Genomic DNA, 22076 nt, shown 5'->3' with positions numbered 1-22076 from the left:
ATGAGTTATTGAATGGAATTTTTGATTCAAGTAAAATATGATGGAGAAAAAAGAAAATCAGAAAGTTCTTGAAAAAGAATTTTCAGATAAGAAATTTAAATACGCTGAAGTATTGGGCATCAATAACATTGAATATGTGATGTAAAAGCTAAATAATTTTAGCTTTTAAACTTTTTCATTGCATATTCAAAACATTATCCAGACCGGAAACAGTAATAATATCTTTTATTACAGGAGGAGTGTTTATTATATTAAATGGTATTCCTTCAGGCTGTAATTTTTTTTGTGTTGAAATTAATACCCGTAATCCTGCACTGGAGATATATTCTAGGTTTTCAAAATCTAAATTTAACGAATCAAATTTTCCCATTTCATCAATTATTTCATTTTCAAAATCAGGAGCTGTTACAGTATCAATCTGATTATCTACTTTAATGGTTAATTCTTTTCCATTATAATTTTTTTCAATGTTCATCTTATTTTTGGCAAGGATACCCCAATCCATCCAGATTGAGGAAAAATTGCCATCCTCCTTTTTATTAATTTTAATTTCATTTTACTTGAGAGAACAATTTAATTATCTGCCATCAAGTTTAATCTATTTATCTTTTTATATTAAATAATATAATTATTTTTTGATTTGAAAATGAAGTTTAGATTATTTTTTTTGATGAGAATCCTTTAAGTTAGGGCTGAAATTCTACTTCCCAGTCCACTGGTAGGCGACTCTTGGAGAGCCGTTAGCCACAAAGATTGTTCCGCACCTTTGAAAGCCGTTTTTCTCAATTAGCTTCTGCATGATTCGATTGTTTTCATGGGTGTCTATTCTGATGTTATCTGAGATGCTCTTGCAATAATTAATTGTGCAGGCGAAAATACCTTTTTTCTTCCCGTCACCTGCAATCCTATGGACAGTTATGTATTCATCATCATTGAGCCATTTTCCATTTTCGATATGAGAATATGTAGGCTCCCTGCCTTTAAAAAGTGCAAATACTCCATGGATAGAATCATTTTTGCAAATTACATGACAGACCCCATTATTAATGTCGTCTTCAATCAGCTCCCTTTTTGGATAGAAACGTCCCCACTGGTCAGGATTTCCTGTGCCAATCATGAAATCCTGAGCAATTCTGTAGATGCACATAATATCCTCTAAATCTTTCATTTCCGCCTTTTGAATATGCATGTTTACACTTTAACCTTAATCTTTGATGCAGTCAACTGGAAAAATTCCTTCCTGTTTAATATTATGGGAGGAATGATTAATAGTCTCTTTGCTTTTTTTCATCATCATGTCAATCACGCAGAATAGCTTATCAGAAAATACGAAATTTTAAGATTAATCAAAATTATATAATTAAACATGAAAAGGATAACAACGCCAATTTCCGATGAAGAAATATCAAGCCTTAAACTCGGCGATCAGATTTCCATTTCAGGAGTCATGTTTACTGGCCGTGATGCTGCACTTCCACAGCTGGTTAAGTTAATAAATGAAGGCAAGCTCGATTTTGACATTGAAGGCACTGCAATAATGCATACGGCAGTCAGTGATGCGGGAATAGCTCCAACAACAAGCAACAAGGAAGAAATAGAATCAACGATTCCTTTCTTAAGTGAAAACGGCGTAAAAATCCATATCGGTAAAGGAATGCTTCATGATGAAACCGTTGAAGCGTTAAAAGAAAACAACTCTATTTTTGTAATAACGCCACCGGTTGCAGCCCTATTAACGAGTAAAGTGCTTGAAAAGGAGTGCGTTGCTTTTGAAAGCGAAGGAATGGAAGCCATGTACAGGCTGAAAGTGGAAAACATTCCTGGAATTGTTGCTGTCATCGGCGGGAAAAGCATTTAGAATCAATATTTGTTAAAGATGTATTACTCCAAATTTGACTATATTTTTAAATTCAAATCGATTTAATTAATGCAAACATTAACCATAATAGTTTAAAGTATAATCAAATAATTAATTAATTCAAATAAATAAAAACAGTTAATTATAATTAATTTAAACAAAAATTAACAAATCTGACAATAATCCATAAAATAGAAAAGTTTAAATACTATGTAATTTAACATTAACATAAGTAATTAGTTTTTAACATAATTACCTGATTACTTAAATACTTTTGCAAAAAGATAACGTTATTTTATGGGATTAGTATGAAAACCATGATAAAATATTTGAGGCAAGACCTCAAAATGAGTCAAAAGGAACTTGGCGAGAAAGTCGGGGTTACCCGGCAAACCATTAATGCCTTGGAAAACGGGAGATATAACCCCTCCCTGTTTTTAGCCAGGGACATTACCCAAGTCTTCAATAAAATGTTATTCAAAGAAGATCGGGAGAAATATTTCTTTATAGAAGAGATTTTCCTTTTCGATGACGATTAATAGGAGTTGAAAAAAATGATATTGGACATATACAAAGATTCACTGGAATATTCAGCAAAAGACTGGAAAACCCTGGTGATATTGGGCGTTATCTGCTTATTCAGCGTCTTCTTACTACCGGTTTTCCTAATCACAGGATACAATTACAGAGTAATTAATACAGCAGTTCATGGAGTTATCAACGGGAAGGATCCTCTGCCTGAATTCGACAACATTATTGAGATGTTCGTTGACGGAATCAAGGTATTTGTGGTTCAGGTAGCCTATATGCTCGTTCCCGTAATCATATTCTTCATATTTGCGGCTATCGCATCAAACGTTAACAAAACTGCATCAATCGCATTAATGATTATCGGATGCATCATAACATTTGCAGTCGGAATAGCTGCATGTCTTATGAGCCAAATGGGAATCTGTCACATGGCTTACAATGACGGTTCATTTTCTAAGGCATTCGCATTAACAGAAATCAAGGAAGCCATTGACGATATCGGATGGTTCAACTGCATTATAACCTATTTGGGCTTAATCATAATCACCGTAGTGATTGCCTTTGTCGTCACTTCAATCATCTATATAATATTTGGAGTGTTCGGAATTTCAAGCTTGGCTTTGGGCGTAGATCCTACAGGAATAATCCTAGTTGGAGCATTGATTAATGCACTGATAACAATGTTCATCGTCGGCCCTTACCTGAGCATCTTCAATTCAAGGTCCATAGGACTGCTCTACAGCATGCAAATCTAGGGTGATTTGATGGCGAGCATGACCGATCTGGTTAGTGAAGGACTGAAGTATCCCTTCAATGACCCCAAAAGGCTCGTGAGCTTTGGAGTGCTTTTTGCACTCTTAAACCTCGTTTCCCTTGGAATTACAGAGAAAAGCGTCGATATTGTCCGGGTTTTTGGAAATACCTCAGGCAATTCATTTATACTGAAGATTTCACAGCTTCCCGCAACAGACACATACGTTTTCGCATTGCTGGGCGTTTTAAGCTTCATTATCATCTTGCTGATAATGGGATACCTTTATAGCGTGATAAAATTCTCAATTGAAAGAAAATCCGAGCTTCCGGGATTTGACGACGTTTTAAGGCTTTTGATTAATGGAGCCAAATACTTCATTGTCACTTTAGCATATAACATCATTCCCGTTATCGTATTTCTAGTTGGAATGTATACTGTTGGATTATATTACAATGGCGATTATTTGATTGTTATCTTAACCTCCATATTATTCATAATATGCAATTTCCTCCTTATTATGGCCCTTGCCAATATGATTGCAACAGACAAGTTATCAGACGCCTTTGCATTTAAAGACATTACCGGAAAAATATCCAATCTGGGATGGGTAAAATACATCGGAATAATCATATTCATCCTGATTGTCTATATGATAATAACGGTTGCCCTTGGTCTTGTTATGACGCTTTTAACGGCAGCACTGGCGATTGCGGTTAACAATGCAATGATTGTATCTGCCATAATTGCAATAATCGAAGGACTCTTCATATCCCCTTATCTGAGCGTGTTCTTCTCAAGAGCAATGGGATCTATCTACAATGAAGCAAGAAGTCCTGAATAATGTTATAGATTAAAAAAGAGCTAGTAAGGCAATGAATGTTAATGTGCTTGGTTATCGCTTAATTAACATCCCATTGCCATTTATTTTTATGTTTATTTTAATATTTAAAACGTGCCAGATAGCGTAAGATAAGAAAACTTAAATATTGATTTTATAAAAACTGCAAAAGCAGGAATTATAATAATTTTCTCCTGAATCAGTCAGGAGTATCTAATACAAACGGATGATTAAAATGAATGATTATGTAATAGAAACTAAGGATTTATCAAAAAAATATTCAAAGGATTATGTTGTTAATTCAATCGACATGCATGTCGAAAAGGGAAAGATTTACGGCCTTCTTGGAAAGAACGGAGCCGGAAAGACCACGACAATGTGCATGCTTTTGAATCTCATATATCCGAGCAGCGGAGAAATACTGCTTTTCGGAAAAAACCCTCAAAAATATTCAAGGGAGATTTACTCAAACGTGGGTTCGATTATCGAAACTCCTGGATTTTATGAGAACCTGACGGCTTATGAAAACCTCAAGGTGATTGCCAAACTGAGGGGAAACAACTATTGTGAAAACATCGACCTGGCTCTGGAAATGGTCAGTCTCGAAAACGACAAATCAAAAAAGTTCAAGGACTTCTCTTTGGGAATGAAACAGCGCCTGGGAATAGCTGCAGCCATCATGCACAATCCCAAACTGCTGATACTTGATGAACCGATTAACGGCCTCGATCCATTTGGAATAAAAGAAATCAGAACACTTTTAAAAAGACTTTCACATGAATACGGAATAACGATACTGATTTCAAGCCATATCTTAAGCGAAATAGAAAACATCGCAGACATCATAGGGATAATGGACAAGGGAGTGCTGATTGAAGAGATTCCCAAAGAGGAACTGTACCGAAGACTGGAGAAATACGTTGAATTTGAAGTCTCAGACGTTGATTTGGCCACGGAAATCCTTAAAAAGATGGGTCTCAGGCAAAATCATGACTTTACAGTTAACGATAATGGAATTCAGCTGTATAAGAGTCTGGAACATAGGGATAAAATCAATGCAATCTTCGTTAATTCAAAGATTAACGTCAGAAAGGTGAATCTCTGTGAAGAAAGCCTTGAGGACTTCTTTACAAGAGCAATATATAATTAGGTGATATCAATGATGACATTTATTCAAATGGAATTTCTAAAGCTTAAAAGATCAAAAATATTTCTTCTGAGCGTGATGGGAGCTCTTCTTCCACCAGTATTGATGTTTATTGCGGCCACCTCATTCGGTGAAGCCCAGAGCTTTCAAGCGCTTTTTGAAAACGTTAACATGTACATGTCCGCAATGTTTGCGATATTAATCTTTGCGATAATCATTTCCTACCTTTTCGGGCGCGAATACAACGAGCACACATTAAAGACAATGCTTACGATACCAATATCAAGGGAAAAGTTCCTCATATCCAAATACATAATGTTTCTGGTATGGATTGTTATATTAACGGCAGTCACAAGCATTTCAACCTTAATATTGGGCTTTGTGGCGGGCCTTGAAGGCTTTACGGCAATGCTATTTATCAAAAGCTTTGCAGAACTTCTATACGCAAACGTTCTGTTATACCTGACGTTTTCCCCGTTTGTCTTCATTTCACTTTTGATAACAAATATGGTTCCGGCAATGGTCGGGGGCGCCACATTATCATTGATTAACCTGATGGTGTACGGTCAGAGCTGGGCTCCCTTCGTTCCATGGACATGCCCTTACCTGATTGCATCCGGTGAAATAATGGAGTACGGAGCGGGCATTGCAATATCCTACGGCATTATTTTAGCAACATTCCTTATAGGGCTGGCCGTTTCATACATTTACTTTACAAAAAGTGATGCGGTGGTTTAAAAAAAAGGTTTTGTGAGTTATTTATTAAAATAACTCTTCATATTAATTTTTAAAGAAGAAATCTATTCTTCTGTAGCTTCAGTTACTTCTTCAGCTACTTCTTCGTCTTCTTCTTTTTCTTCTCTTTTTTCGAAAGCGTCTACGAAATTGACTTTGGTTACGCCTTCAATGTTTTCCCATACATCTTTGGAGATTCTGAATCTTGCAAAGGTAACGTCCATGTATGATTGCTGGTCGAATTTGGACATTTCATCCATTTGGATGTTAACGACACCGTCTTCGATGCTGATTTCGGTCTTATCAATGTCGACGTTAGGGTTTGCGTAATGTAACTCAATCATGCTTTTGATTTTTTCTTCATCGTCTTCGATGATTTCAGTTACTTCAATATCGTAAACAAGGTCTTTACCTGCTAACGGGTGGTTGAAATCCACTTTTACTCTTCCGCCGTTTACGGTGAGGATTTTACCTTCTCCGCCTTCAGCTGAAATTCTCATACCAGGATATGGGGTCATTCCCTGTTTTTTGAACTCTTTCATTGGGATTAACTGGATTGCTTTTGGATCACGTGGACCGAATGCGTCGTCTGATGCGACTTCAACGGTTTTGCGATCTCCAGCTTCAAGACCGACTATTTCTTCTTCAATAGCTGGTAATAAGTGGTTTCCTCCAACTACGATTGGAATTGGTTTGTAAGTTTTGTTTTCATCAAAGATATCTGCTTCAAGAGCAATTTCATCATAAGTGGTATCGAATACCTCATCAGTTTCTTTAGTTTTACCTGTAAAATTTACGCGAACAAAATCGCCGTTTTCAATTGCCATAAATAATAACTCCTATAAATTAATAAAAATTATAACACTAATAATTATATAATCACATACTTAATAAAGTTTCGTTTTGAACAGCTTTTAAAATACTTTTCAAAAATTTCAATTAATACTTATCAAATGGTCTTTCCAAAGCATTATAAATGGACTAAAAACAAAAAGTTAATTATGCAAAGAAGAGGAGCGGTCAATTTACCATTGCATGGAGGCCATCCGCCAAGATGGCTCTTTTCAAGAATGGTTAAGCTGTCAGGAGCATTGACTTCAGTAATCATTGAAGAATACAGTCTGAACGAGTTCATAAGAAGGGTTTCCAATCCATACTGGTTTCAGGCATTCTCCTGTGTTTTGGGCTTTGACTGGCATTCGTCCGGAACGACCACGACGACTATGGGGGCCTTAAAGGAATCTCTTTCACCGGAAGAGCATGGAATCTATTTAAGCGGTGGAAAGGGTGCCAAATCCAGAAAGACTCCTGAGGGAATTGCACATGCCGGTGAAGTTTTCAACTTAAATACAAAAACAACCGACAAGCTGATTGAAACGAGCAAACTGTCTGCCAAAATAGATAATTCATGCATCCAGGACGGCTATACGTTATACCAGCATCATTTCTTCGTTACCGAAAAGGGAGACTGGGCCGTAATCCAGCAGGGAATGAATACCGAAAACAAGTACGCCCGCAGATATCACTGGATGGGCGAAGAGGTCAATGACCTGCTTTTGGAGCCCCACAGCGGAATATCCTGTGACGTGAAAACTCCCGAGACCCTTAACATGACCGATAAGGAAAGTAAGCAAGCCCAGAACATCAGTGTTGATTTAATTAACGATAACCCTGACCATTTAAGGCAGTACTTTAAAAGAAAAGACAACCAGACTCTTTTAGAGGATTTTACGATGCCATCACATCATCCGGTTCTTGATATGGACATTTCAGATAAGGAATTTGAGGTTTTAAAGAACGCATGGGAAATACAGCCCGAAAACTATGAGGAACTGATATTGCTTAAGGGAATAGGGCCTAAAAAAATAAGGGCACTTGCATTAATATCCGATCTGGTTTACGGAGAGCCTGCAAGCTGGAGGGACCCGGTCAAGTATAGCTTCACCCATGGAGGAAAAGACGGCTTTCCATACCCTGTTGATAAGGAAGTCTATGATAATTCCATCCAAACCATAAAGGATGCCCTGGATCAAGCAAGAATCAATAAAGATGAAAAATTGAAAGCAATCAAAAGACTGGACGATTTTATATCCTAGCGGTTTTCATCGTGGATGTTTACGTTTTTTCCGTGAGCGGTCGGAATCACTTCAAATACCGGATTTTCAAATTCCAAATCGAATTCCTTGCCGTCCATCAATAAATGCTGGAAAACGGCCAGTGATGATACTTCAGAGTGAGGCTGCGTTGTTACTGAAACGTTCCAGTCGGCGGCCTTGTAAACCTTTCCGGGAACCTTGGAACCCCCAACGATGATTAATATGTCGCTTCCGTCCTCGCGGATTTCCGGAGCAACCTCATGAGCCTGTGAACCATACATAGTCAAGTGAACCACCTTGCCGCCATTATCCTTCCATGCATTAATAACGCCCATGTAGGCGTCGGTGTGTTCGATTTCAAAGTTTCCACCCCATCTAGAAGCGGTATCTCTTACATTTTCCATTAATTTGTTGTCCTCTTCGCCTGCGAGGTAAATTTTGCTTGCCCCGAACGCACGTGCGGTGAGGCATACGTGAGTCGTGATACGAGTATCCCTTTTCAATCTATGATCCAATCTTAAAACGTTAACATTCATCTTATCACCATTAATTATAAATAATAAAGAGCTATTGACATGAAAAGCAGTGCCATCAGTCTTCCGACCTCATTGCTCATTCCTAAAACATCCCCGTTGGCAACGCCGAAGTTTCTCTTTGCTATTAATGATATTATAAGTCCTGCAAAGATTGCTCCGATCAGTCCTATTATGCCTGTGACTCCACCCAGAAGAAATGCTATAATGCCAACAATTACTGTAGAGAGCACATAATTTCCAGGATGTGTTGAAGTAATAAAATAGCTTCCGATTCCTGGAGTCAATGGCCTGGAAGTGAGGGCAGTCGTTAAAAGTGAGCTTTTAGCCACCATTTCACAGATGACAATTCCTGCTATGAATTTATAATCGAGAATATTGGTTAGTCCGGCTATTGTTATTGAAGCAACCAGAAAGAGCGTTGCTATTCCGCCGGCACCTACGGAAGAGTCCTTGACCACACTTATTTTCTTTTCGGGATTTCCATGAACCATGACACCGTCAGCCATATCCATTACGCCGTCAAGATGATTATAGCCAGTAATCAGCATTAAAAACCCGTACACCAGCGCTGCCGTAAGAAATGCGTTTAGATGCAGGAATTCACCGCAGACATAACCGAAAGCGGCCGCCAAAATACCGATAAACAGATGTATGAATGGCCAGCACCATACCATGCGCGTCATGTATTCGATTGACGTGAAAACATTAATAGGAAGTATCGTTGAGAAAGTCAATAATCCCAAAAGCGATTTTATCGGTGAAAATCCCTCTTCCTGAAAATAATTGTCATCTTCCATTGTTGATTCCTCAAAAATCATTAATTTGCGATTATAATAGTTATTAGTTTTTTTATTAAATGTAATTCATCAGTATTATATTTTTACAAATAATTTTAAATATTTTTTCATTGAGCAAAATCGAATTTTTTGCTTATTTACAAAGGATATGGATTGATAGTTGAATTATCCATCTTTGAACGAATCTTTCATATTAACATATGCTTGTTGAAAAATATCCATTTAGTTAATTAATCATTTCAAAATTCATTTAATTTAAAAAGAGACGGTTAACGAAAATATAAAAAAAAGTTAGAGGTTTAAACCTCTAAACTAGTGCAAAACTTGTTTCAGTATCAGCAATCTTAAGATTTTCACAATGCCTATCACAGTATTGTAAAAGATAATTATTATCATTGATTAAGAAGTTTACATTCAATTCAATCAAATCTGAACTAATGATTATTTTAACATTACCCTGAGGATTAATCAGAAGTTCTTTTTCAATATCAAGTCTTTTAGAAGCAGAAAGAATTTCCAAATTTACTGGAAAATCATTTTCATCAAAATCCAAAAAAACGCCAACATCCAAATCAACTGATTCTTTATATGTATATTCCTGTTTAACCTGAATATTAACAATATCCAAATCAAAGTCATATGTATATTCTGCATCTAATTCTTTTATTTTCATTAATGTTTCCTCCTTTCAATTGATTTATCAATAACAGTCAATATCATTATTTCATTTTCATTCAATATATCAATTGCTATTGATAAGTCACGGAATTTTGTATATTCAAAGACTAACAAAAATCTACTTGAAGAATTTGCTTCTTTTTCAATAGCTACTGGTTTTTCTTGAGATAATTTTTCATATATCAAACCTAAATTAACAGATCTATCTCTAGATCTAATAATGGAATGAGGGGAATCTTTTATTCCATAAGGATTATTTTTAAGATTTTTTAAGACATTGAATGCATCTTCAATATCATAATCCATAATATCAATCCTCCAAGAATTAATTTTTAAAAATATAGTTAATATTTTATGAATAATATACCATATAAACCTATTTAACTAAATAAAAATAGAAAATATTTTATAATAATTAAACGATGAAAAATAATTTTATACGATAAAATAAATTTCACATCCGAATATGAATATTATAAGTTCAATATAACTTTCTTTAAAACACGACAAATATCGTTAAAACAAGCTTCAAAGACATTAAAATTCCTAAAAAAAGAATCTTTGATGGATTCATTAATTTTGTAGATTTCACTTTTATATTCTTTTATTCTTCAAAAATCTTAGATACGCATCCTGCAATGAGTCCTGCGAAAACATCTTCCATTATCGGCGGCAAACCGTAGATGATTCCGGGTTTTACATCAATGTAATGCCTGAAGTTTAAAACAGCCTTCGTTCCGGCAATCTGGTTTGCAACTGCCATTCCCAGAACCTCATCGGAGTAGAGGTGAGCCGAATCATCGATTTCACGTATTCTCGTTAAGTCATCTTCCGTTCTGATAGCTGCCATTATAAGGGCAATGACATTAATGTCTGTTAACGCATGAATAATTTGAGCTTCCATTTTTCCTTCAAGCTCTTCGGTTATTTCAACGCCGTTTAAAAGCTCCATTCCGGCCTCGACCAAATCTCCAATCAGTATTCCTTCAGCAACCAAGTAATCTAAAATCCCAAATGTTAAATCCAATCTTTCAAAAGCGTCCTCCAAGCTTATTTCAACAGCCTCTTCGATGTTGGTTTCAATATCATTAATGCCCGAACATTCACCGGAAGCATTTGCCAAAACGGCAAGAAAATCATCGGTGTTTAGAATGTTTTCAATGTGCAAAGGCAGATTAAGACTCGCAAAATACTTCGCTTTCGCTTTGGTGACGTCTCTATAGATTTTCATCAAATTATTTTGGGATAATCTCCGGTTAATGCAGATGACGTGGCTTATGTTGATTCTGGCGTCTACAAAACCCTTTTCACTGTTTAAAACTTTCAGGTTTTCCGCAAAATCCTGTAATACAACGTCGTTTGACATGAAGGTGAATATCTCCACATCGCCGTAGGAATTCTTAAAGTAACTGATGGAATCCATTAATTGAACGATGCAGGATTTAACATCATTATTTTCAGCTTTTGTTGTAACGATGACGTTTTCAACCGTGTTAATTACGTCACTTTCTGTAAAATCGCTTATGGCCATGAAATTATCTGGATTGGTGAAGCAGATCTCATCATCCTTTTCGGTAATCTTAAACTTGCTTTCATTCATATACTATTATATATAACGAAGTTAAAAATAAATGTTTAAGAAAGGATTTGGGAAATTATTATGACAATCATTATTGACCCGCAATGCAGCGGAATTTCAGGAAACATGATTATCGGCGCACTCGTCGATTTGGGTGCGGATACCGGCAAACTGAAAGAGGTTATGGAATCATCAGCTAGAATCGTAGGTGAAGTTGAAGTAACTTTTGATGAAATTAATAAATGTGGTATTGATACTATATATTGTCATGTTGAAATGTTTGATAAAAAAGGTCACGTTCATTTTAATGAAATAGTCGATGGAATAAATGGCCTAGACCTTGATGAAGATATTAAAAAAACATCCATAAATATATTTAAAAGAATGGCTATTGCCGAGTCAAAAGTTCACGGCAAAAGCATTGATGAAATTCACTTCCATGAGGTCGGAGCAAGCGATGCGGTTGCCGACGTTGTGGGATCCGTCTGGGCATTCCATTCACTGGGCTTTGATAGCAAAAACGTTATCGGCCTTCCGATAGCCGTGGGTGGAGGTACAGTAAATACCTCACACGGAACCCTTCCGGTACCTGTTCCCGCAGTATTGGAGATTTTAAAAGGCTACAATTTCATTGGAGGGCCAGTTTCAAGCGAGCTTGCAACTCCTACCGGCTGTGCAATTTATGCCGAGTTATGTTCTGAGATTAAGGAGTTCATTCCTCTTGTGAAAGCAGATAATGTCGGATACGGTTCCGGAAGCAAGGATTTCGACCATCCCAACATCTTAAGGATTATCAAGTCATCAAACATTAATGAAAGCGATAAAATTGATGTAATTGAGACCAATATCGACCATTTAACCGGTGAGGAAATCGGATATCTCTTTGACGTTTTACTGGATGCTGGCGCATCCGACGTGTCTGTAACGCCGATTATAATGAAGAAAAACCGCCAGGGAAGTTTGCTTAAAGTAATTTCCAAAAGAAGCAATCGTGACAAACTGGTTGAGTTGATATTCAAGGAAACCGGAAGTTTAGGCATCAGGATAGCTCCTAATATCCATAGGGGAACGGCCAAAAGAGAGTTCATTAAAAAAGCTTTTGTGATTGAAGGCGAGGAATATGAAGTCACTTTCAAAATAGGCTACGTTAACGGCAAGGTAATCTCTTCTAGACCGGAATATGAGGATTTAAAGAAAATCGCTCAAAAAAGCGGTTTAAGCCTCAGAAAAGTAAGGGAGCTGGTTAAATGAAAGCCATCGCAGTACTTTCCGGAGGGCTTGATTGCTGCGTGGCCGCAAGCGTTTATGCCCGAGACTATGACATTCATGCAATAACATTCAACTACGGCCAGAAGGCATTTAATCAGGAGCTTAAAGCATCACGCGCAATCTGTGAAAAGATGGGCTTTACCCACAGTGTAATTGACCTGCCGTGGCTGGCTGAAATCAGCGATTCGACGTTAAATACCTCCGAAGACATTCCCGAAGTTGAAATTAATGATTTGGACAATTTGGAGAAATCCTTAAAAACAGCCGACAGCGTCTGGGTTCCTGCAAGAAATACTGTTTTTACCGCAATTGCGGCATCATACGCTGAAAGCATCGGTGCGGAGATAATAATCGTCGGATGGGATAAAGAGGAAGCCGCCACATTTCCCGACAATTCAAAAGAATTTTTAGAAAGCTTTAATGAATTGTTTAAAGTAGGTTCACCAATTGATATTGAAATCAAGGCTCCGGCCATTGACCTGGACAAGGATGAAATCGTGAAGCTAGGCGCTGAAGTTAATGCACCGATGGAGCTTAGCTATTCCTGCTACAAAGGCTTTGAAAAGCACTGTGGCGTTTGTGAAAGCTGCATGAGAAGAAAAAGAGGCTTTAAAAAAGCAGGCCTTGAAGATTTAACTCATTATGAAAAATAAAAAAAAGAAGTTAAGGGTTTAAATTCCTTAACTTGAAATGGTAATTTTGTTTGCGGCATTCAATCCGTTGTACGTTGTGGTAATGATGTACTCGCCAGCCATTAAATTAATTTTCAAGCGGGCAACACCATTTTCATCGGTTACCTTATTGTAGAAAACACCATTGATGTTGAATGTAACATTTGCGTTAGCTAGAGGTTTACCCTGACCATCGAGGATTGTTGCATTGAAATAGGATCCATCCTGATATTTCATGTTCAAGTTCTCGGTTTCAATGACTGACAATACAGTGATGTTGTTGGATGCCATCAAGCCATTGTACTGTGCAGTAATGACATATTCACCAGGTTCAAGGTTAATACTTAATTTAGCCTGACCGGATTCATTGGTTTGACGAGTGTAGAATACACCGTTAATGTTGAATGTTACGTTTACACCGGCCTTAACAGGATTTCCTTCATCATCAAGGATTGTAACTACATATTGGGAATCGTTCCTGTAATATTTGACCAGATCATCATTTTCAACGATTGTAGGCAATACTTCAATGAGGTTCGTGTACTGTTCACCGGTAACAGGGTTTTTGGCCGTGATGATGTACTCGCCAGGGTTTAAATTAATGTTCATGCGTGCAGTACCGTTTTCATTGGTGTAGCGTTTATAGAAAACGCCGTTGATGTTGAATTCGACTTCAGTATGATTTCCTAATGTTTTACCTTCTGAATCATAGAAAGTTGCATAGTACTGAGTTCCGTTTCTGAACATTTTAGTCACATCGTCTCCGTCGACGGTAGGCAGGATAAATACGCGTGAAACAACTACGGTTTCATTGCACTGAACATAGACTTCATAGGTGCGGCTGTTTAATCCTAAACCGATTGATGCAGAACCGTTTTCATCTGTAACCCTTTTATAAGTCACATCGTTTATCGTGATGTTGACGGTAGCGTTGGCTATAGGGTTGAAGGCGCCGTCGGTTACATTGACATAGAACCTTTCAGGGCCGCCGAAGTACTTTTCAACATCCGGAGCATCGATGTTTATGCCGTCATCATAGAAAGTTACAATGCCGGATTCAGGTAAATGATAATCTGAACATGTGATTTCTACCTCATAAGTGCCCGGAGCTACAGGCTCATCCAGATAATCCGGAGTTATGAGATAATAGTCGGCATATTCATGATATATGACATGGTCCCCATCGAAATCATTGAGATATTTGTGGAAGTATTCCGTGCCGTTAAGCAGGACAATTACCTCTTCATTCCACCATTCGTCTATAAGTTCCACAAATGCAAAGTATCTGATATCATCATCACAAAGGTAATTTCCAGGCAATACTTTAGGAGTAACGTAGGATAAAAAGGTAACGTTGGCATCATTTGAAAGCGTACCGTTTTCACCTGAAAATGTGACGTTGATTTCATGTTTTCCCAAGCCTACAAATTCGAAATACTCTGAATATAAGTCGTAAACTGAAAAATTGCCAACTTGGCGGTAGTCTCCCATTAATTCAATCGGAAGGTCGATGAATGATTCCCCGTCCCATGTAATTATAACGTTACCGGTAGTATTTACAGGAATTACAATCTGAATGAAGGTAGCGTCCTGCACATATACCTCATCGCGGAGAATGACTATGGCTATATCGCTTTCATTGTCCTCAACAACGGAAGTGGCATTATATATTTTTATTTCATAATAATCGCTTACCGTGACGTTTTCATTGGTGAAAATCAATTCCACTACGTAATCACCGGCTTCGATTTCAGTGTCCAAATCGTCAATAAAAATCTGATATTCGACTCTGCCCGCATTTGGTCCGCCGCCGATTACGTTGGAATAGATTTCATCGAGGGTCTTGTTGAAGCATTGTTCTCCGTCGATTAAAATGATGACGTTTCCCTCATCGATTCTAGGATCAAGTCCTACTGAAGCGACAGTGGCCGCATCAAGCACTCCTCCAATATAGGCATAATCCCATGCCCACAATGGTGAGGCCATTTCATAAACGCTTTCAAATATGACCTCATCTTCATAAGTGAACATTATGTTATACTCAACCGGTTCATTGACGCTTAAGCCGTAACAGTCAACGCCCAAGTCTTCCCATGTGAAATCAATAAATCCGCTTGTGTCATTGATTGATGTTGAAACGGCAATTTCGTTGATTACGCTCCCCCATCTTATTACGGTAATCATAACTTCCTTACCGGCGCTGCCTACAGGATAGTAAAGCTGGAACGGAACGTCCAGATCGATTGGCTGCGGCCAGCCGAAGCTGATGTTTTCATTTACCCAGAATTCATTATAGTCGACGACAGAGATAACTCCGCCGCCAATCCACCATTCATCATCATCATTTTGGAAAAACAGCTCGGTGCGGTATCTTCCGGTTTCGATAATTCCCAAATCAGGAATAAGATATACAGCATTTGTGTCCCATACGCTTTCATTGACATCATAGACAATAGCGTCCAAATCAGTATCTGTAAATTCAATTCTAACGCTGCCGTTATAATTTTCAGGACAATAGAATCTTACCCCGAGCGTTTCATTTATGTCATTTATATCAACATTTTCCTCATTTACATATGCATCGAAATCCCCTTCAGGATCGCCAGGCTGCATTTCACCCAACCCGTCAGCCATTATGTCATCGCCTGCGAAATTGTCCGCATCATCCGATGCGCCAACCATCGAAACGCTTAACATAGCGACTAATAGGAGAGTAACTAAAAAAATCTTTTTAAATCTCATTTTTCCATCTCCAAAAATGCACTGATTAATAACAAAATTATTAAAAAGTATACATTATGTATAAAAATATATTATATTCAATATAAATAAGTGGCGATTTGACTTTTTAATGAAAAATTGATAAAAAATTAGCGGAAAATGAAAAAAAAACTCTTACTGGAAAATTCAAGTAAGTAAAAAAGATTCGTTTAAAAAATAAAAAAAAAGAAGTTAAGGGTTTTAATTCCCTAACTTGAAATGGTAATTTTGTTTGCTGCGTTCATTCCGTTATAGCTTGTGGTAATGATGTACTCGCCAGCCATTAAATTAATGTTGAGGTGAGCAACACCATTCTCGTCAGTTACCTTATTGTAGAAAACACCATTGATGTTAAATGTAACATTTGCGTTAGCTAACGGTTTGCCTTGGCCATCAAGGATTGTTGCATTGAACTTGGATCCGTCCTTATATTTCATGGATAAGTCCTCGGTTTCAATGACAGACAATACAGTGATGTTGTTGGATGCCATCAATCCGTTGTACTGTGCAGTAATGATGTATTCACCAGGTTCAAGGTTAATACTTAATTTGGCCTGACCTGATTCATTGGTTTGACGAGTGTAGAATACACCGTTGATGTTGAATGTAACGTTTTCACCGGCCTTGGCAGGATTTCCCTGACCGTCAAGGATTGTAACTACATACTGTGAAGCGTTTCTGTAGTATTTTACCAGATCGGTGTTGTTGACAATGGAAGATAAAACGGTGATATTATTAGCTGCCTGTTCTCCGGTTTTCGGATTATAGGAGGTAATAACATATACGCCAGGGTTTAAATTAATGTTTAATCTGGCCGTACCGTTTTCATTGGTGTAACGTTTATAGAAAACACCGTTAATGTTGAATTCAACTTCAGTGTTGTTTGCTAAGGTTTTGCCGTCTGAATCGCAGAAAGTAGCATAGAACTGAGTATCGTTTTTATAGATTTTTGTGATATCATCAGCTTCAACGGTAGGCAAAATGGTAATTGGAGCATCGGCGGTCAGATTATACGTTTCGCCCAAATAGGTACCTGTTGCAGCATAATCGCCTGAATTCAAACCGATATTCATTTTAGCAGTACCGTTTTCATCAGTAGTTCTGGTGTAGTTTCTGCCGTTGATTGTAATGATAATTGTCTTATTTGACATTGGAGTGCCTGAAGCATCAGTTAAAGTGAATTTCAATTGATCGGCATTACCGAAGTATTTCACTAAGCCATCACTGGTAAGGAAATATTTTTCCATAGCAGGAGTGTTGTTGTAAACTGATGAAGTATCCATATCATAATCAACAGACGCATCACCCGTGAGTTCATTAGCTACCAGATAGTTATCTTTTACCACAGCGTTGATTTTAGTAACATCAATACTGTATTCACCCATTACGCTGATATTGTTGTCGCTTACTGTTGCATTACCGAATATGCCTTTAAATGCAGTGGATTTTGTTGAATTGGAGAAAATTTTCATTTCATTATCCTTTACAGTTAAATTCTTGGTTTTTGAATAGATACCAATTGATTCGTTACCTGCAATCAGGAATTTATTTCCTTCAACGTTTTCCTCCAATCCTGCAATTTCCATACCGTAAGCAAGGTCAGCAGATGCGACAATGACATTATTTACGTAATCGACACTTACATTTCCGTTAGACATTGCTGAATAGATTGGATATACAACTCCAGGTGCGGAATTTGCTATGAAATTGTCTTTGACAACTCCTGAAGCAGGTCCTTCAATGTTAATGCCGTTTGCATAGTATGCATCGGAATTTGCAGTGATGTTGTTCTTTTCGACAGTTAAGTTTTCTCCTGTAATCTGCAATCCGTAAATGTATGCGTGACCGTCAGCTTCAATATTGTTTGATGAGATTTTAGCATTATCTGAAATTATGTGTATCGTATAGATTGTATCATAAGATCCGACAACATTTGAATAGTCTAAAGTAACATCGTTTCCATAAAATATAGTTTCTGGAGAATCAATGTGAATACCTTCAGATATGACATAACCTACCCAATTTCCGCTGCCTGCAGGCTCTTCTCTCCAGTCAACTGCACATGATGGAATAGTAATGTCAATGTTGTTTTTCGTTAATACAGGAGTTATACAATCTTCCAGGTAAATTGCATAATTATCGGTTGAGCCTGAAGTGTTGCCCACATAGGTAATGTTGTTGTAAGAAATAAGAATATCTGACTCTTTAGCTGCGATTGCGCATGAATCGTCCATACCATTATCAGTAACATTTATTTCATTATCAAAGATGCTAGCTACACCGCCTTCAATATAAATACCTCTGGAAAGTGAATTAATTAAATTTAAAGTGACGAATGCATCTGAATCAACCAATTGAATAGCTGCAGTCATTGGAATGAATGTTTCAACAGTTGAGGAATTTCCTAAGTTTTCACCTAAAGCGCTGATATCGTTATCTCTGATTTCGGATTCTTTTGATTTGATAGCCAGTCCGGTAGTTTTATTACCTTCAACTACGATTACGTTACCCCTTACAACTTCATAGGTTCCGCATAGCTCCATACCGTAAACGATATCAGAAACAGCTCCAATAGTGTTGTTGATGTATTTAACTTCAAGGTCTCCTCCGTTCATGCCTGAATAAACAGGATAAGCAACGACAGGAGAGGCAACAATGATGCTGTTATTGCTGACGGTAGCGTTTAGTGAAGCTTCTATTTCAATTCCGTTAGCGTAATTGGAAGATTTTATGATAAATGTGTTACTGTCAACAATAGAATCATCAGCTTCGATATACAATCCGTAGACGTATGAGAAACCTGAAGCGCCGATTGCATTATCGCAAACGCTAACATTGTCTGAATCCTTAATGTCTATTGCATAAATGGTGTCAAATGATCCGATTGCGGAATTGGCTTCAACATCAACTGTATTATCAGTGAAGTTTAAAGCTGAACAGTTGTTGAATACAAGACCTTCAGAAACAGGGAATTTAACCCAAACTCCGCTTCCAGGAGGAATTTCCTTCCAGTCAACATAGCATGAAGGAAGGAAATATCGAAAACATTGCCTTCAATCAATGATTCAGCGCAGTCATTTAAACAGACAGCATTGTTTATCGTTTCACCGGAGGTATTTCCAACGTAGGTCACATTGTTGTCTAATATGCTTACATCTGATTCTTCAGCGAAAATTGCATAGGAATCTGTCAATCCGTTGTCAGTAACATTTATTGCATTATTGTAAATTAAAACTGAACCGCCTTCAGCGTGAATGCCTATGGAATCAGAGTTGATCGTATTTGCTTCAATGCTTGCGAAAGAGTTAACCAGTTGAATGCCAACGGACATTGATTTGAATATTTCAACCACTGATGAATTTCCTAAGTTTTCACCAGGAGCATTAATGGTGTTATTGAAAACGTATAAAGTTTTGCTTTTAGAAGCAATGCCTGTGGTTTTATTTCCCAGCACATTTATTGTGTTTCCCATAACGACTTCATTTGAGCCGCAAAGCTCCATGCCGTAAACGATATCTGCCTTTGCGTTAATGGTGTTGTTGATATATTCAACTTCCAAATCTCCGCCATTCATGCCTGAATAAATCGGATATGCAAGACTTTCAGCCTCAGCAGTAAAAATGTTATTGCTTACAGTAGCGTCTAAAGAGGCTTCAATTTCCATATCATTGACATAATAATCGGATTTTATGGTAAAAATATTATTGTCAACAATCAAATCGTCAGCTTCAACGTATAATCCGTAAATGTAAGTTTTGCCTATACCTGAAACGTTGTTATCACTGAATTCAACGCCACTGGAATTTTTAATATCGACTACGTAAATCGTGTCATAACTTCCAACAACATCATTGTAGCTAACGCCAATGAAATTGTCAACTATGGTCAGGTCACTGCATCCTTCAAAGACCAGGCCTTCACTGACAGGGAATTTAACCCAATTGCCGCTTGCCGGAGGGACTTCTTTCCAGTCGACGTAGCATGACGGAATATCAGCTAAAATGATATTATCCTCCAGCAATATGTCTGAAGTGTCTGAAACATAAATGACGTTATTTACCTCACTTCCGTCAGTTTTAGCGTTCAAATAGAATTCATTACCCAATATACATAAATCATCGGCATTTTCTGCGTAAATAATATATGCAGTATCGGATTCATTTAAAACATAGCTGATTAGCATGTCTTCAATTGTAGCGTTTGTTCCATTGATTAAAATAGCTGAACCCATGGTTGAAACAGGAGCAGCGTCGAAGTTCATTTTAAGTCCGTTTAAATTAATGCTGTCAGCGAGCAGAATGAATGCCATGTTATTTAAAGTGGCGTTCAGGCTTAAGACAGTTATATTTTTATTGATTGTAATTGCATCCACCAAATTATCGAATTCACCTTTAAAGTACAATACAGTGAAATTAAGGTCTCTGTAGTTTCCGTCAGTATCGAAGAAAACGAAGAAATTGTCTTTAGTTACAACATTGCCCAATGCAGCGTTATCGTGAACGGAGTTGTTTCCATTGCTTTTAACTGCTTCATCCCCCATGTAATCATTGGAAGATAAGGTGTTGAATGAAACTTCATTTCCTGTGGTTGTAGTTAAGTCAATTGCATATTCGCTTTCAGCACTAATGGTATTGTTTTGAATGGTGTTGTTTTTGGATTTGACCGTTACAGGAGATAAAATGATATTGTTGGTCAATGTAGTGTTTAAAGCGGCCGCATTAAGGGTTACACCACCTTCACCGATAATGTTATTGTCAACAACAGCATTTGCTTTTGATAATGACAATGATTTCATTTGATTGTCTTCAACAATACTATCGGAACCTGCAGTCATTGAACCGTCAACAATGTTTCCTGAAACGTAGGAAAAATCACCGGCCGTGAAACTGCATCCGCCGGTTAAAACATTGTTTGTATAGTTATTATTGTTTTGGGCGGAAAATGACTGGCCTGCAATACCGCTTGCACCGTTATAATCGATTGTGTTGTTTTCAATTAAGTTTTCATTTCCTGCAACAACAAGCGCCATACAAAAGCCGGATTTCAAACCATGGATATAATTGTTTGAAATGACATTTCCTGTAGGTGCAGTGCCTGTCCATTTGGCAGGAACATAAGTGGTTATATAGACCGCATTACCGCTACTTCCATTAATTACTACTTCATTGTTGTCTACAGTACAGTAATCTGAATATCCAATAACGATTATGCTTGAACCAGTTCCCCTGTTTTCAAAATAGCTGTCTTTAACAGTTACATTTTTTGAACCTGCCTGAACACACATGAAACCAGTTCCGGAACCTACACCTGACATGTTAGCCATCATGTAGATATCTTCAATCACAACATCAGAAGCTCCGGTTACGTAAAATGCAGAGTTTATAAAGTTTAAACCAGTTACGGTAGTACCGGATCCGCCGGCAGAGATATGGAAACAACCGCCAGCAGTATCCTTTTTACCAATATCGTTAAACAGCGCATCCTCAGTACTTGAAATGATTGTTACCGGTTTAGTTATGTTTACTTTATAATCAGTACCGGTAAAAGTACCTTGGAAGTCCAAAGTAGAGCCTTCACTAACATTGCCATTCAACTCACCATCAGCAGTGAAATAATTGCTGAACGTTGTGTTTGTAATGACAAAGGTTTCCCCAGCCCCCAATTCATTATCTTGAGAAAGACTAATCTCGGAATCGATTGCAGAGTCATCAGCTGCAATGATATCTGAAGTGTCTTCCGTTGCACTTACCGCATTAACGGCTAAAAGCATGATTAATGCAATAAGCAAACATAGAATTTTTTTATTTGATTTCATAATTATCACATC

The 22076-nt window shown here is 37.5% G+C and carries 20 protein-coding genes; 9 read left to right on the top strand and 11 right to left on the bottom strand.

Annotation, left to right across the window (positions count from 1 at the left end; genetic code table 11):
* Positions 1-175: 175 nt before the first annotated feature.
* Both F3G70_RS02730 and F3G70_RS02725 read right to left on the bottom strand, forming a co-directional pair.
* Positions 176-505 carry an STAS domain-containing protein gene (locus F3G70_RS02730; protein WP_223165987.1) on the bottom strand — a complete coding sequence of 110 codons (330 nt, stop codon included), beginning with the start codon at positions 503-505 and terminating at the stop codon, positions 176-178.
* 195 nt (positions 506-700) lie between these two features.
* Positions 701-1189 carry an N-acetyltransferase gene (locus F3G70_RS02725; protein ID WP_149731189.1) on the bottom strand — a complete coding sequence of 163 codons (489 nt, stop codon included), beginning with the start codon at positions 1187-1189 and terminating at the stop codon, positions 701-703.
* A gap of 177 nt (positions 1190-1366) precedes the next feature.
* On the opposite strand from F3G70_RS02725, the gene F3G70_RS02720 reads away from it, so the two are divergent.
* The 6 genes from F3G70_RS02720 to F3G70_RS02695 all read left to right on the top strand — a co-directional run bounded on the left by F3G70_RS02720 (position 1367) and on the right by F3G70_RS02695 (position 5866).
* Positions 1367-1858 (top strand): fumarate hydratase C-terminal domain-containing protein, encoded by a 492-nt coding sequence (locus F3G70_RS02720; RefSeq protein ID WP_149731188.1) that lies wholly within the window; start codon positions 1367-1369, stop codon positions 1856-1858.
* Positions 1859-2166: 308 nt separating this feature from the next.
* Complete coding sequence (locus F3G70_RS02715; protein WP_149731187.1) at positions 2167-2397, top strand: helix-turn-helix transcriptional regulator; 231 nt, start codon at positions 2167-2169, stop codon at positions 2395-2397.
* 15 nt (positions 2398-2412) lie between these two features.
* Complete coding sequence (locus F3G70_RS02710; RefSeq protein WP_149731186.1) at positions 2413-3144, top strand: DUF4013 domain-containing protein; 732 nt, start codon at positions 2413-2415, stop codon at positions 3142-3144.
* A 9-nt stretch (positions 3145-3153) separates the two neighbouring features.
* The gene (locus tag F3G70_RS02705) at positions 3154-3984 is read left to right on the top strand and encodes a DUF4013 domain-containing protein (RefSeq protein WP_149731185.1); all 831 of its coding nucleotides are present in this window, start codon (positions 3154-3156) and stop codon (positions 3982-3984) included.
* Between the two features lie 232 nt (positions 3985-4216).
* Positions 4217-5131, top strand: coding sequence for an ABC transporter ATP-binding protein (locus F3G70_RS02700; RefSeq protein ID WP_149731184.1), 915 nt, complete (start codon positions 4217-4219; stop codon positions 5129-5131).
* A 9-nt stretch (positions 5132-5140) separates the two neighbouring features.
* A complete protein-coding gene (locus F3G70_RS02695; RefSeq protein ID WP_149731183.1) occupies positions 5141-5866 on the top strand; it encodes an ABC transporter permease in 726 nt (241 codons plus the stop codon).
* 62 nt (positions 5867-5928) lie between these two features.
* Here the strand turns inward: F3G70_RS02695 and F3G70_RS02690 are convergent, their stop codons facing one another.
* The gene (locus tag F3G70_RS02690; protein ID WP_149731182.1) at positions 5929-6690 is read right to left on the bottom strand and encodes a peptidylprolyl isomerase; all 762 of its coding nucleotides are present in this window, start codon (positions 6688-6690) and stop codon (positions 5929-5931) included.
* A 174-nt stretch (positions 6691-6864) separates the two neighbouring features.
* On the opposite strand from F3G70_RS02690, the gene F3G70_RS02685 reads away from it, so the two are divergent.
* Entirely contained in the window at positions 6865-7959 is a 1095-nt protein-coding gene (locus tag F3G70_RS02685; RefSeq protein ID WP_149731181.1) for a DUF763 domain-containing protein, read from the top strand.
* Here F3G70_RS02685 and F3G70_RS02680 read toward each other — a convergent pair.
* The 5 genes from F3G70_RS02680 to F3G70_RS02660 form a co-directional block, all read right to left on the bottom strand.
* Positions 7956-8495 carry a tRNA (cytidine(56)-2'-O)-methyltransferase gene (locus F3G70_RS02680; RefSeq protein ID WP_149731180.1) on the bottom strand — a complete coding sequence of 180 codons (540 nt, stop codon included), beginning with the start codon at positions 8493-8495 and terminating at the stop codon, positions 7956-7958. The two genes, F3G70_RS02685 and F3G70_RS02680, sit on opposite strands and share 4 nt — an antisense overlap.
* A gap of 14 nt (positions 8496-8509) precedes the next feature.
* Positions 8510-9292, bottom strand: coding sequence for an adenosylcobinamide-GDP ribazoletransferase (gene cobS, locus F3G70_RS02675; RefSeq protein ID WP_149731216.1), 783 nt, complete (start codon positions 9290-9292; stop codon positions 8510-8512).
* Positions 9293-9599: 307 nt separating this feature from the next.
* Positions 9600-9965 carry a DUF2283 domain-containing protein gene (locus F3G70_RS02670; protein WP_149731179.1) on the bottom strand — a complete coding sequence of 122 codons (366 nt, stop codon included), beginning with the start codon at positions 9963-9965 and terminating at the stop codon, positions 9600-9602.
* A complete protein-coding gene (locus tag F3G70_RS02665) occupies positions 9965-10276 on the bottom strand; it encodes a hypothetical protein (protein ID WP_149731178.1) in 312 nt (103 codons plus the stop codon). The genes F3G70_RS02670 and F3G70_RS02665 overlap by 1 nt, the downstream gene beginning before the upstream one ends.
* A 298-nt stretch (positions 10277-10574) precedes the next feature.
* The gene (locus F3G70_RS02660; RefSeq protein WP_149731177.1) at positions 10575-11570 is read right to left on the bottom strand and encodes a phosphatidylglycerophosphatase A; all 996 of its coding nucleotides are present in this window, start codon (positions 11568-11570) and stop codon (positions 10575-10577) included.
* Between the two features lie 60 nt (positions 11571-11630).
* Here F3G70_RS02660 and larC point away from each other — a divergent pair, with 60 nt between their 5' ends.
* Both larC and queC read left to right on the top strand, forming a co-directional pair.
* Positions 11631-12800 carry a nickel pincer cofactor biosynthesis protein LarC gene (larC, locus tag F3G70_RS02655; protein WP_149731176.1) on the top strand — a complete coding sequence of 390 codons (1170 nt, stop codon included), beginning with the start codon at positions 11631-11633 and terminating at the stop codon, positions 12798-12800.
* Positions 12797-13471 (top strand): 7-cyano-7-deazaguanine synthase QueC, encoded by a 675-nt coding sequence (queC, locus tag F3G70_RS02650; RefSeq protein WP_149731175.1) that lies wholly within the window; start codon positions 12797-12799, stop codon positions 13469-13471. The genes larC and queC overlap by 4 nt, the downstream gene beginning before the upstream one ends.
* Before the next feature lie 27 nt (positions 13472-13498).
* Here queC and F3G70_RS02645 read toward each other — a convergent pair whose 3' ends face one another.
* From F3G70_RS02645 to F3G70_RS02635, 3 genes are all read right to left on the bottom strand, one after another.
* Complete coding sequence (locus F3G70_RS02645) at positions 13499-16186, bottom strand: Ig-like domain-containing protein (RefSeq protein WP_149731174.1); 2688 nt, start codon at positions 16184-16186, stop codon at positions 13499-13501.
* Between the two features lie 272 nt (positions 16187-16458).
* A complete protein-coding gene (locus F3G70_RS02640; RefSeq protein ID WP_149731173.1) occupies positions 16459-19029 on the bottom strand; it encodes a carboxypeptidase regulatory-like domain-containing protein in 2571 nt (856 codons plus the stop codon).
* Positions 19030-19175: 146 nt separating this feature from the next.
* A complete protein-coding gene (locus F3G70_RS02635; protein WP_149731172.1) occupies positions 19176-22064 on the bottom strand; it encodes a right-handed parallel beta-helix repeat-containing protein in 2889 nt (962 codons plus the stop codon).
* Positions 22065-22076 lie beyond the last annotated feature (12 nt).

Origin of the sequence: Methanobrevibacter millerae (assembly GCF_900103415.1) — an archaeon.
Classification (GTDB): domain Archaea; phylum Methanobacteriota; class Methanobacteria; order Methanobacteriales; family Methanobacteriaceae; genus Methanocatella; species Methanocatella millerae.
The sequence above is the reverse complement of the archived record's forward strand: the minus strand, read 5'-3'. Positions and strand labels throughout refer to the sequence as shown.